Below are 13,084 nucleotides of genomic sequence, written 5' to 3' on the forward strand. Positions count from 1 at the left end.
ATTGGGGGTTTAGCTATGCTAAGATGTTGACAGATAAAGCACACTCTATTAGATGTGCGAAAGGGGATTTTGAGAAACGAATGAAACGTCTTTTATTTCTAGTTTTTGCAAGCATACTATTTTCAACGTCCATCCCTTCCATGGCTTCGGCAGATTCTGCAACTAATCTCGTAAACACAGCTCGATCATATATAGGTACACCTTATTCATATGGAGGGACAACCACTTCCGGTTTCGACTGCTCAGGATATACGCAATACGTATTTAAACAACAAGGGATTTCCATTCCGAGAACGACTGGTCAACAGTATGCTATGGGAACATCTGTTGCAAAAAGTGATTTGAAAACAGGCGACCTTGTATTCTTTAATACAAGCGGCAGTGGAGTTTCACATGACGGAATTTATATTGGATCCGGTCAATTCATCCACTCTTCATCAAGCAAGGGTGTCATGGTATCTTCCATAAACGACCCTGCCTACTGGGGTAGCCGTTATATCGGCGCTAAACGAGTGAATGATTTCACACCAGGTTCTCTCGTCGCATCGGCTGACGTACCAACAGCAGCTAAAAAAGCAGTTACATACGCATCACGTGCCGAAATTGCTCAAACACTTGTCGATGAACTCGGTTTGAAAAAAAAGAGCACTCAATCTTCTTTTTCTGACGTAGCGGCGGATCATCCACAGCTCGATGCTATCATCGCAGTATCGGATGCAGGTATCTTCTCAGGAGATGACGGTAAATTTAATCCTCGTGGTGAAATGACACGCGCGCAACTTGCTAAAGTACTTGTAGAAGCATTTGATCTTAAAGGATCTACTGTTACTTCCTTCAATGATGTTCCAAAAGATCATTGGGCAAGTGAATATATTAACATTCTTTATCACAATGAAATTACAACCGGTTATGGCGATGGTAATTTCGGTCTAAGTGATAAAGTTACTGCAAGTCAGTTCAAGAAGTTCACTGATCGTCTCACTAACTAATTTCTTATTACCGGATGTTCCATTTAAGGAACATCCGGTTTTTTTATATAAAAATTCAATTATAGTTATTTATTAGTATGGTAATACATAGCCATCACTGTTAAAATGAATCTACAACTCTAGTAAAATAAGGGAGGACACAATGAAAACAATTAAGTGGGCAGCAGTGGTAATGATGATTTTCACGCTCATTTCCATGGTCCCAGGACACTCTTTCGCTAAGACTCAATTCACGGACGTAACAACAGATAAGGAATACTTTGAAGAGGTCAATTACATAGCAGATCTTGATATTATTAAAGGGTACTTAGTAAATGGGGTTTCAAAATTCAAACCTGGCAATAACTTAACGCGTGCACAAGCTGCTAAAATGCTTGTCATTGCTGCTAAAAAACAGGACATCCCTACCCCGTCTTTACAATTCACAGACGTTAAATCGGGCACTGAACAGTATAAGTATGTAAGCCGTGCCGTTGAACTTGGCTATTTTAAAGCAGACTCTAAAGGTAGCTTTAAACCAAATGAAAACTTGAAACGTGACGAAATGGGTAATGCACTCGCTGTCGCTTTCAATCTTTCTGAAAAGATTTCTGCCGATAAACCAATGATGTTTACAGATATGGAAGATAAACAATATGCTGAACGTATCAATGGCCTTTATTACGCTGGAGTAACAAAAGGCGATTCAGGGAAGTTCCTACCAAAGGCATTCTTGACTCGTTCACAATTCTCGTTATTCCTTGCTCGCGCAATGAATGATAAGTATGCTTTACCCGTTAAACTACCAGATCAAACGTCAAGTACGTATTTTGCAAGAGTGGCGACAAGCGGCGAAACGCTGAACGTCCGCTCACTTCCATCAATTGATGGGGATATCATTGCTCGGTTAAATAATAAGGATATCGTTGAAGTTATCGGTAAAACAGGAGACTGGTTATTAATCCTTCTGGATGACGATGAAGGCTATATCAACGCTAAATATACTGTTGAAGCTGGAACGGAAACACCTGATGACAACATTGTCACACCTGAAAAACCGACTATTCCTGAAGAACCCAGCGTGACTGGCAACCTAATCGGAAAAGTAACGGTGAAAAGCCTAAACATGCGACAAACAGCTAGCACTAACTCCCCTGTTATCGCTGCGTTAACACTAGGGCAAAAAGTTGAAGTACTTTCTCTCGATGGAAGCTGGGCGAAAATTCGTGCAAATTCCAAAACAGGCTTCGTTAGCAAAACATATTTAAAACTATTAAATCAATCAGGAAATCCACTTAAAAACCGAATAATCGTAATTGATGCAGGTCACGGTGCACATGATCCTGGTACTTCGAAAAATAAGGTGACGGAAAAAGCCATCACATTGAAAGTCGGTAAACTTGTAGAAGCAAAATTGAAAAATGCAGGCGCAAAAGTAGTCATGACTCGTTCAAATGATACTTACCTTTCACTTGAACAGCGTACTAACTTAGCCAAAAATAATTTTGCCGAAACATTTGTATCGATTCACGTGAATTCAGCAACATCGACGTCAGCAAAAGGAACTGAAACGTACTTTGACTCGTCTTCGAATGCTAACTCTGTCGAAAGTAAATCCTTAGCAACTTACATTCAAAATAATATTATTAAAAGAGCAAACATGGTTAACCGCGGTGTGAAAGACAATCGTTTTTATGTCATTAAGAACAACAACGTCGCGGCTGTTCTCGTCGAACTCGCTTTCCTCTCCAATGCGGATGATTATAAAAAGCTGACGAGCGATGCCTATTTGGAAATCTATGCAGATTCAATCTATCAAGGGCTAGTACAATACTATTCAGCCCAGTAACAGTATATACCTAAGAGAATGAAACTATTCTCTTAGGTATTTTTTTATAGATAAGAAGGTATAGCTGGCTTCTTACTTGGAGATAGTGTGGCTCTCGAGGAAGGAATGAACTGCTATTAACCCCTTAAATGTGACATAATTATTTCGTCGAAAGCGGGCCGAATATAGTCCGGTAAAAACGAAGGTTATCAAGCCATTCTCCCCAGTATTTTACGCAAATAAATGGTTAAGCAACAGATGCGATAAGAAAGTATACGTTTTTCACCTGAAGCAGTGTCTAGACTCCGGCGCAATTCTTTCTACAATTTAATACTAAATTGTTTTGCCCACTACTTACCATAATGGTATAATTGAAGTACAGACTATTCCGTCATTAGTTCATGAATTTAAGTAATGATGAATTAGTATGAAAAAAGGAAATGAGGGTTGTACTTTGTCTATTAAATACTCCAAAAGCACTATAGCGGCCACGCTTCTATTAAGCTCAGTTGCTATCACGCCTGTAATGGCTGCGGAAACACCTGTTGCAGCAACCGGAGACTTCTCGATGACGGTGCTTCACACCAATGACACGCACGCAAACCTCGCTACTACAGCGGAACGTGCAGCACTCGTCAAAAAGCTCAAGAAAGAAAAACCGTATAACGTCCTTCTTGATGCAGGCGATGTCTTTTCCGGAACACTTTACTTCAACGAGTTTAAAGGACAAGCTGACCTCGCTGTCATGAATTACCTTGGATATGATGCCATGACATTCGGCAACCACGAGTTCGACCTTGGCTCATCTGCAGAAGGGCACAAAGCGCTAGTAGATTTCATTAAAGGGGCGAAATTCCCATTCGTTGGCGCCAACACTGACTTTTCTGCTGACCCACTTTTCGATGGGCTTCAGTCTAGAACGGTTGAGACAAAAGCTGAAGACGGTAAAATCTATAACGGTATTATTAAAGAAGTGAATGGTGAGAAAGTTGGCATTTTTGGTCTAACGACTGAAGAAACAAAAGATATTTCAAGCCCTGAGAAAGTACAATTTACGAACTATATCGTGGAAGCTAAAGAAGCGGTCGCTGCATTTGAAAAAGCCGGTGTGAACAAAATTATCGCGCTTACTCATATCGGATATAATGACTCCGACAATGTCGACAATGACCTCCTTCTTGCTAAAAATGTACCAGGTATCGACATCATCGTCGGGGGTCACACCCATGTTAAACTTGACGAACCTTTTGTAATTAACAAAGATACTGAACCTGTCGTTATCGTTCAGGCCAATGAGTACAATAAATTCTTAGGACAACTCGACATCACATTTGATGAAAAAGGTGTCATTAAAGATTATAGCGGTGTTCTCCATGTTGTTGGCGGTGAAAATGCGGCAACTGATGCAGACGCAGCGCAAATTATTAAGCCATTTTCTGATAAAGTGAAAGCGACAATGGAGAAACCAACTGGCGCGACTGCTGGTGTATTCCTAAGCGGTCTCCGCGATCTTGGTGGTGTTCGTGCCGGTGAAACCAATCTAGGGAATATTATCACGGATGGTATGCTTGCAAAAGCGAAAGAAATCGACCCTTCAACTGTCATCGCATTCCAAAATGGCGGCGGCATACGAACTTCAATTCCACAAGGACCAATTACATATGGTCAAGCAATTTCAGTACTGCCATTTGGCAACACACTTGCATTGATGGAACTAAGCGGTACAGAATTGAAAGCTGTTTTTGAAAGATCTGTTGAAAAGTACCCTGAAGAAGATGGCGGTTTCCTTCACGTTTCTGGAATGAAACTAATTTTCAATCCAGAAGCTAAAATTGGCAATCGTGTCATCTCAATGGCGATCGACGGTAAGGAAATAGAAGCTGATAAAATGTATAAAGTTACAACTAATGTCTTCACTGCTCAAGGTGGCGACAACTATGAAGTACTTAAAAAAGCATATGCAGAGGGACGTGCTAGTGAACCAGGCTTCTCCGACTGGGAGAATTTCGCAGATCACATGAAATCCATTGGTACAATCAGCTCTGGAATTGAAGGCCGCATTCTAGCAAAAGTCCCTTATAGTGACGTTGCCTACGATAGCTGGGCGTATCCATTTGTTTCAGATCTTTATTACCGTGGAATCTTGAAAGGTAAAGACGCGACATTTGGTCCGCAAAAAGAAATGACACGCGCGCAAGCTGCTTCTTGGATTGTCCGTGCACTTGACCTAAAAGCTGTAGGTACTGCACCATTTAGCGATATTGAAAAATATGATGCGGATACAAAAGCTGAAATCGTTGCTGCATACGAAAACGGGCTAATTAAAGGCGTTAACGGCAAATTCCTGCCGAGCGAAAAAGTGACACGTGCACAATTCGCGTTGATGCTTGAACGTGCGTATGAAAAGTACACAGGTAAAAAGTATACAGCGGCTGCAAAAGCACCCTATGCAGATTTCGGTAACTATGATGCAGAAGCAGTAAACGCTATCTCCATGCTTCACGAACTTGGAATCACTACAGGGTCTGACGGTAAATTCATGCCTGGTCAATCAACATCACGCGAACATGCAGCGAAAATTATTTCGAACTTTGTTTACAATGTAAAACAAGCGAAGAAAGCTGAATAAGTAAGGAGTAAAAAAAACGTCTGTTGATTACCCATTTATTTGCATAAAGTACTGGCGAGAAGGGATTGAAGACCTTTATTTTCACTGGATTATTTCCGGCCCGCTTTCGGCAAATTAATCACGACAGATTTACTGGGGAGCCCGAGTGTGGCCAGAAGTGACTTCGTCACTTCTAGCCACACTTTTTTCAGTAATCCTGTTACGAATAGTTGCCTGTCGCGTTCCTACACTGTTCAAGTGAAAAATGCAGGTATGTACGAATAGATGACTTTCTATAGGGATTGTAAGTGCCCGAAGATGCAATTTCTGGCACTCTTGCACGTTGGATAATGTGCTTCTTGCTTACTCTTAACAAAGAGTATGCATCTAATCATGTGACGTCCTATAGAAAGTGACTCTTCTTTAATTAAGAAAGAAAAAACCATAAAGAAAACATCAGCCGCCAAAATTGCATCTTTGGCGGCTTTTCTCCAGGTAGATGCCCCTCTATTCTTTCGTTCCAAAAAGTTTCTGCACTCTGTGTACTAATGCATTTGGAACGCGACGGATGAAGGACCACCATACGATTACCGAAAAATTATGTAGGGATGCGACAAAGTCGTATCCCTACACATTCAGACATCTGGATAATGGTATGGGTAGTCATTCAATCCTAAGCAATCAAAATGTAGCTATACACGTTGCACCCAGTGTGTGATCAAGTTATTTGCTGGTTACTTTTCCTATCCAATAAAAAAAGCGAACAACTTGTCCGAAGACTTGTTGTTCGCTTTTTTGCTATCAAACTCTGAAATGCTTCATCTCCACTTGAAGATCTTCAGCAAGTTGAGATAATGTTTGTGCACTTGATGAAATTTCCTGATTGACCGCTAGCTGTTCTTCCGTTGCTGCGCTTGTATCGCCCGCGGCAGCAGCAGCTTCACCGCTCAACTGTTCGATTTCATTAGCCCCACGACTCACATCTTCTGCCATCGCCTGGATTTCCTCAATTGCAGCAGATACTGTTTCGACTTTAGCGGCAACATCCCCGACTGCTAGTTGGATTTCTTCGAAAACAAGACGTGACTGCTCGGTTGCTGCAATACCGCTATCTACTCGCTCATTTCCTGCCGTAATGGAAGTAACGGCACGTTTTGAGGCGTTTTGAATCATACTTACCATCTTACCGATTTCCGTAGCAGACGTCTTCGACTGTTCTGCCAATTTCCGGACTTCCTCTGCTACAACCGCAAAGCCTTTACCGTATTCCCCTGCACGTGCAGCTTCGATTGCTGCATTGAGTGCTAGTAAATTCGTTTGCTCGGCAATCGTCGTAATGAGAGTCGTGACTTTTTGAATTTCATCCGAATGCTGCGCCATTTCCTCCATAATTTCGGAAGATTCCTGGATTGTTGAATGGATTGTCGACATCTGATTTGACATTTCCCCTACAACACTCGATCCCGTCGTAACGAGGTTCGCTACGGTTTCTGCCGCCTGTAGCATCTCTTCATTATTTGTCGCAATTTCAGCAACGCCTAATGATAGTTCTTCCATAGATGAACTGGACTGTCCGATAATCCTCTGCTGCTGTTCACTGCCAATCAGCTGATTTTCAGCAGTCTTGGCAACCATTTCTGAAGAGGCCATACTTTCTTCGGAACTCGCCGACAATTCTTCTGACTGAACTGCTAATTGAGCGGCAGAAGCGTTGATTTTACGCACCATATTCGCGACATCTGTCCCCATTTTATTGAACGCTGCCGCCATATCTCCGATTTCATCTTTGTTTTTAACCACTAATAAATCAATGGTCAAATTCCCTTGAGCGATTTCATTCAAGCCCTCTGTCACTACGCGAACAGGACGCGAAATAGTACGACTAATTACTGTAGATATGATGATACCTGCAATCGTTGCAAGAACAATCATACCAATAACGAGCAGTTTCGAAACTGCCATGAAACCTTGTAATTCATTGCGCGTTTCCTCTAAGGCCTTATATTGTCCCTCTTTGATGATCTTTGCATTTTCCAAGACAAGAGAACCGATGTTGGCAGATGCTCGTCCAAGTTCTGTTGCTTTACGATCTTTTCCATCTTGGACGCTTAATACAATTTCATTTTGCAGATTTAAATATTTTGTTTGTGCCACTTGAAGTTCTTCCAATAACGTCTGATGTTCTTTCGTAAGTAGAATAGCGTACAATTCGTCGTATAATTCGTTGTAACGAATTACGTGTTCCGCACGCGTTTCCAAAAGTGAATCATCCTTGAATAACATAAAACCACGCACATCATCTTGAATTTCATTGTGTTTTAAGATGAATTCATCCACTAACTCTACTTTTTTTACCCGGTCATCTAGTAAAAAGGTATAATCTGAGTTTAGACGAATAGACGTTAATAAACCTATTACGCCGACAATTACAAGCAATACCAAAATTGTCGAAAAACCCGCCCACAATTTTTTCGCTACAGTAAATTTCATCATTTCCCCCCACAATCTTTTGGCCTATTCAGATTATATAACTATTGACGGATAATAGCATTACTTTTATACTAATTCAGAATACTTTGATTTATCGACCCATTTCATGTTTGGATGAATACAACGCCATTACTTGCGTACAATGAATTATACAAAAATGGTTAACTAAGGAGATTACATGTGAGGAACAGTAAAAAATGGATACTGATAAGTGGAATTCTCGCATCGATAATACTCATCCCTTCCATTTGGCTCGTCGTCTTCTATATGAATGCTGCTGGCACCGTAGCGGAAATGCATGAACCAATCGAACGCGAAATTTCAGTGATGCGTGAAGCCGAGGTTATTTTCAAGAAACAGGATCCCTTTTCTGTCCTATTACTAGGCGTGGATGAGCGCGAAGGCGATACTGGACGTTCGGATACAATCGTTGCTATAACGGTTAATCCAACAGAACAGTCGACGAAAATGGTCAGTATACCGAGGGATACGTACGCAACTATAGTTGGCCTAAACACTAAAGATAAAATCAATCATGCCTATGCATTTGGAGGTACGACAATGGCCGTGGCGTCCGTTGAGTTGTTGCTAGACATCCCAATCGATTACATTGCAACCATTAACATGGAAGGGTTTGAAAACATTGTCGACGCTGTTGGTGGCATCTCGATTAGGAATGAACTCGATTTCCATGTTGATGAACATGTCTTCCCTAAAGGGGAAATCCAATTGGATGGAGAAGCTGCACTCATTTATGTTCGGATGAGGTATGAAGATCCCCGTGGTGATTTCGGTAGACAGGACAGACAAAAGAAAATCATCGAAGGTGTTTTACGTAAAGGAGCCTCTCTAACAGGTCTTAGGAACTATAAAAGTGTTTTCAATGCACTTGGCAATAACGTTCGGACAAACATGACATTCGAAGAAATGACAGATGTTCAAAAAAATTACCGTTCTGCTTTAAGTAAAGTGGAACAGCTTCACTTCCAAGATGGGAATGGTAAAAAGATGAATGGTATCTGGTATTATCTAATGGATGACGAGGAATTGGTGGAGGTCTCAAGGGCATTGAAGGCGCATTTGGGGTTGTAGATTGTTTACTTTTGGCGATACGTTTTCTTCTAGTAAAATGATGTTGTTCTCCCGAGTAATCTGTCTCAACCAACCATTCGCTACTGATTAAAAACGCATAAAAGGATTTTTTCCCCTTTATGCGTTTTCATTCAGTACATCATTTTTGTTTCAATGAATACTTCGCGAAACCTTCTTTAGTTGGAGACAGGTATTCAATACCGCTTCCTTGTGGGATGAATTCTTTCGCCTTCTCAGACGTTTCAAATGTAACATTGATACTTTCATTCAAGGGTGCGAACGCCCAGTTACTGTCTGCAGATGGATCGATTGTACCTACATCAATCATGTAATCCATAATTGCCTGGCGGTTTTCATAGGCATAATCGATTGAATCTGTCGCACTGCGTACACCGGGGAAATCTCCGCTTGCACGGTAATTATTCGTCACTACGATGAATTTTTGTTTTGGATCAATCGGTTTTCCATCATACTGCAAATTGACAACACGATTAGCTGAGTCATTAATCGTTTTTCCATTGTAATCATATTTAGCAGGTTGAGTGACGTCAAAATCATATGTGACGCCATCGATAACATCGAAGTTATACGTACGGAACTCTTCGTTAATTAAGTTTTGTTGTTCTTTAGATGACGGGTCAATTTGGTTAAATTGACCTGCCGACATTTCAAGCCATTCTTTAACATCTGCACCTGTCATAACAAGCGCGAACACTGTATTGTCGAATACATAAAGGTCTGCCACGTTTTTAATGGCTATTTCACCTGTTGGAATTTCAGTGTAATAGTTTGCTCCATTACGGCCACCCGCTTTGAATGGGGCACCTGATGATAGAACGGGCAGTTTCTCGTATTCAGTGCCTTTAATCTTATCTTCAACGAACCACTTTTGTGCATTTGTTACGAGTTGTATCGAAGGATCGTCTTTCACAAGAGCAAAGTAACTATTGATTGGTGCCGTTGTTTTTCCTACTGGACTGCGCACATACTTGATTGTTCCTTCATGTGCTTCTTTTACTGCATCGATTACTTTTTGAACAACTTTGTCTGATTTCTTATCAATTTCACGCACTGCCCCTTTGCCTTTGATAACAGCCCATTGATCACCTGATTTTTTTAGTTCAAGATCAATGATGCCCAAGTGGCTACCAAATTTACCCGGCATAACGACAGGTGTTCCGTTTACTGTTCCCTGTTCCATATCAATATTTTTAAGATCCCCAAAATCTCCTGGGAATACTGCATGGTTATGGCCTGTCAAAATTGCATCAACACCATCGAGTTGTGAAATTTGATACGTTACATCATCTTCATCAACAGTATGAATTTCATCCCCCATTCCTGAGTGTGATAAAACCACGATAATATCTGCGCCTTGCCCCTTCATCTCGGGGATGAATTTCTCCACTGTATTCGCTGCATCTTCTACAGTTACTTTACCGTCAAGTAGTGCACGGTCCCAGCGGACGATCCCCGGTGCAACAACACCGATAACGCCAACTTTTAACGTATGCGCCTCGCCTATCCCATCGACAACTTCTTTATCGAAAATAGCGTAAGGTGTGTAGCGATTGTTCTTCGTTTTTGCATCATAGACATTGGCATTCAATACTGGGAATGGCGCTTCCTCCAACACCGAATCCAAATAGTCCAGACCATAGTTGAACTCATGATTGCCTAATGTACTAGCATCATAATTAAGTGACTCGAGGGCAGCCAGTGCCGGATGAAGTTCACCTTTTTCAAGCTTGTCTACTGTTACTTTATAACCGCCAAGAGGCGTTCCTTGGATCAAATCCCCGTTATCGAATAGGAGATTGTTTGGGTTTTCTGCGCGCGCCTCTTCAATTAAGACCGCAGTTTTCGCAAGTCCGACTTCATTCGATACTTTATCCTGATAATAATCATAGTTAACAAAATTCGTATGCAAATCAGATGTTCCTAAAATGCGCAGCGAAACTGAATTCGATGGCGGCTCCACGTTATATGCACTTAGCAACCGATCAATAATTTTAGTAACTTGTACTTTTGTTACAAGCTTCTGTGGTTTTGCCGTGCCGTCTTCAAATCCTTGTAACAGGCCGAGTCCGACACTTCTTGAAAGTTCCGCGGATTCGTTTGTCTTAAATGAACTTTTGTCTTTGAATTTATCAAGCAAATCAGTTGAGAAGACTTCTTCTGACTTAATGGCCCGAGACGCAATCAGGAATGCGTGCTCGCGTGTCAGCTTCTGATCCGGCTTGAAAGTTGTGGAAGTAGCACCTTTGATGAGGCCCATTTTCTGTGCTGCTTCCACGTAAGGCGCCAATTGCGCATCTACATCGGTAAACGCCAGTGTCTCGCCGTCACTTAGTTCAAATTCAAGTGCCTTAACAATCGCTGAGATATATTCCCCCCGGGTCACATCTTGCGTTTTCGTAGCCGCATTCGCTTGAGTTGCAAACGATAACCCACTTAGCGACAATGCCAAAATGACAATCCACATACCCGACTTTTTTAATAAAGACATTTGTCCATCTCCCTTATTTTGTATTCATTTCCGTGCGAATACACGGAATGACCAAGTGGCTCTGGTAAGCTAGCCAACTCACTTTCTAGCATATCACGGAATTCAGAATGTTCCGCACCTATTACCTCACGCTTACAAATAATGCGAAATAAGCCCCTATTTGCTTTCATTAAAAAGGGGCTTATTATCTATAGTTCTACTTCTTCGTTTTGTTGGCAATCTCCATTGCTCGGTTTGTTCCTTCAGCCGCTTTATCAAGTACTTCTTTTGGGTCTTTCCCTTGATAAAGATCTTCCAACGCAGTGACAATCTGCTGGCGTGATTCCGGGAAGACTGAAATTAGCGCACCTTGTGTTGCTAGGCCTGGCACCGTATCTTGCAACTGATCTACCGTTACTTTGTACTGCGGGAATTCCGCCCACTTCTCTTTTACATTCTCTTCATCATAGGCTTTTGGGTTAATGGCGAAATAGCCTGTATCCAAATGCCATTGTGCCTGCACTTCTGGCGTTGTTAAATATTTCATGAACGCCCATGCCGCTTCTTGCTCTTTTTCAGCGATGCCCTTGGACATCCAAAGTGAAGCACCACCAATTACAACACCGTTTCGCTTCACTTCATCCGCATATGGGATATAAGCAACACCTACGTCAAATGGCGCTGTCGTGATGGCGCCTGCAACTCCTGCTGATGAATCCATATACATGGCAACTTTTCCGGATGCAAAGGCTGCGCGGATATCATCCCAGTTCGTTCCGAAGTTGCCGAATGTACCCGCTTTATTCATTGTATCCAAAAAGTCAAAGACGTTAAGTCCTTCTGGTCCATTAAAGAGTGCTTCCGTTGCGTCACCTGAACGTCCATTGTCTTCATTTACATATAATCCGCCTTGCGTTGCAACGAGCTGTTCGAAAAACCACCCATACGTCAACATGGAGAATCCATACATCTCACCCTTTTTCAGTTTTGCTGCCGCATTGATTACTTCTGAAAACGTTTCGGGTGCTTTTTCAGGGTCAAGCCCTGCTTCCTTGAACGCATCTTTGTTGTAGACCATTACTGGAGTCGATGAGTTGAATGGCATCGAATAGAGCTCTCCGTCGACTTTATAGTAATTTAAAATATTTTCTTCAAGCTGAGACAAATCATAATTATCTTTGTCGATGAACGACTGGATTGGCTCAATATAGCCGCTGTCAATCATATACTTTGTCCCGACTTCGAATACCTGTGTAATGGCTGGCGCGTCTTTCGTACCGCCGACACCACGTAGTTTTGTCAGAGATTCTTCATAAGTCCCTTGGAACTCAGCAACCACTTCAAACTTATCCTGTGAGTCATTAAAACCTTTGACGATTGAATCGAGTGATTCCTGCCCTGTACCAGACATCGCATGCCAAAATTCAATGGACACTTTCTCGTCCTCTGTACCTGTTCCTTCGCTAGTAGCAGGTTTGGGCGTTTCCGTCTCTTCGTCCTTTGTATCACTGTCGCTGTTCGTACATGCTGTCAGAACTGCCAAACTCAAAATAAGAAGCCAGAAAATTGATGATTTTAATAGTTTCATCATACTGAGCACCCCTTTTTTA

General features: G+C 41.8%; 7 protein-coding genes. 4 read left to right on the top strand and 3 right to left on the bottom strand.

Translation table 11 applies throughout. The annotated features are described in order from the left end of the window. Nucleotides 1–23 precede the first annotated feature (23 nt). The 3 genes from I2484_RS12085 to I2484_RS12095 all read left to right on the top strand — a co-directional run bounded on the left by I2484_RS12085 (nucleotide 24) and on the right by I2484_RS12095 (nucleotide 5,425). Nucleotides 24–989 carry a C40 family peptidase gene (locus tag I2484_RS12085; RefSeq protein ID WP_255551370.1) on the top strand — a complete coding sequence of 322 codons (966 nt, stop codon included), beginning with the start codon at nucleotides 24–26 and terminating at the stop codon, nucleotides 987–989. 142 nt (nucleotides 990–1,131) lie between these two features. After that, complete coding sequence (locus I2484_RS12090; protein WP_207151279.1) at nucleotides 1,132–2,817, top strand: N-acetylmuramoyl-L-alanine amidase; 1,686 nt, start codon at nucleotides 1,132–1,134, stop codon at nucleotides 2,815–2,817. Between the two features lie 433 nt (nucleotides 2,818–3,250). Then, on the top strand, nucleotides 3,251–5,425 hold the full coding sequence (locus I2484_RS12095) for a 5'-nucleotidase C-terminal domain-containing protein (RefSeq protein ID WP_255551371.1): 2,175 nt from the start codon (nucleotides 3,251–3,253) through the stop codon (nucleotides 5,423–5,425). Nucleotides 5,426–6,205: 780 nt separating this feature from the next. Here I2484_RS12095 and I2484_RS12100 read toward each other — a convergent pair. Continuing rightward, the gene (locus I2484_RS12100) at nucleotides 6,206–7,894 is read right to left on the bottom strand and encodes a methyl-accepting chemotaxis protein (RefSeq protein ID WP_207151281.1); all 1,689 of its coding nucleotides are present in this window, start codon (nucleotides 7,892–7,894) and stop codon (nucleotides 6,206–6,208) included. A gap of 180 nt (nucleotides 7,895–8,074) precedes the next feature. On the opposite strand from I2484_RS12100, the gene I2484_RS12105 reads away from it, so the two are divergent. Beyond that, nucleotides 8,075–8,986, top strand: coding sequence for an LCP family glycopolymer transferase (locus I2484_RS12105; RefSeq protein ID WP_346014189.1), 912 nt, complete (start codon nucleotides 8,075–8,077; stop codon nucleotides 8,984–8,986). A gap of 139 nt (nucleotides 8,987–9,125) precedes the next feature. Here I2484_RS12105 and I2484_RS12110 read toward each other — a convergent pair whose 3' ends face one another. Further along, on the bottom strand, nucleotides 9,126–11,495 hold the full coding sequence (locus I2484_RS12110) for a bifunctional 2',3'-cyclic-nucleotide 2'-phosphodiesterase/3'-nucleotidase (RefSeq protein WP_255551372.1): 2,370 nt from the start codon (nucleotides 11,493–11,495) through the stop codon (nucleotides 9,126–9,128). A gap of 196 nt (nucleotides 11,496–11,691) precedes the next feature. Beyond that, nucleotides 11,692–13,065 (bottom strand): ABC transporter substrate-binding protein, encoded by a 1,374-nt coding sequence (locus I2484_RS12115; protein WP_207151282.1) that lies wholly within the window; start codon nucleotides 13,063–13,065, stop codon nucleotides 11,692–11,694. Between the last annotated feature and the right edge of the window lie 19 nt (nucleotides 13,066–13,084).

The organism is Sporosarcina sp. E16_8 (assembly GCF_017347095.1).
Lineage (GTDB): Bacteria > Bacillota > Bacilli > Bacillales_A > Planococcaceae > Sporosarcina.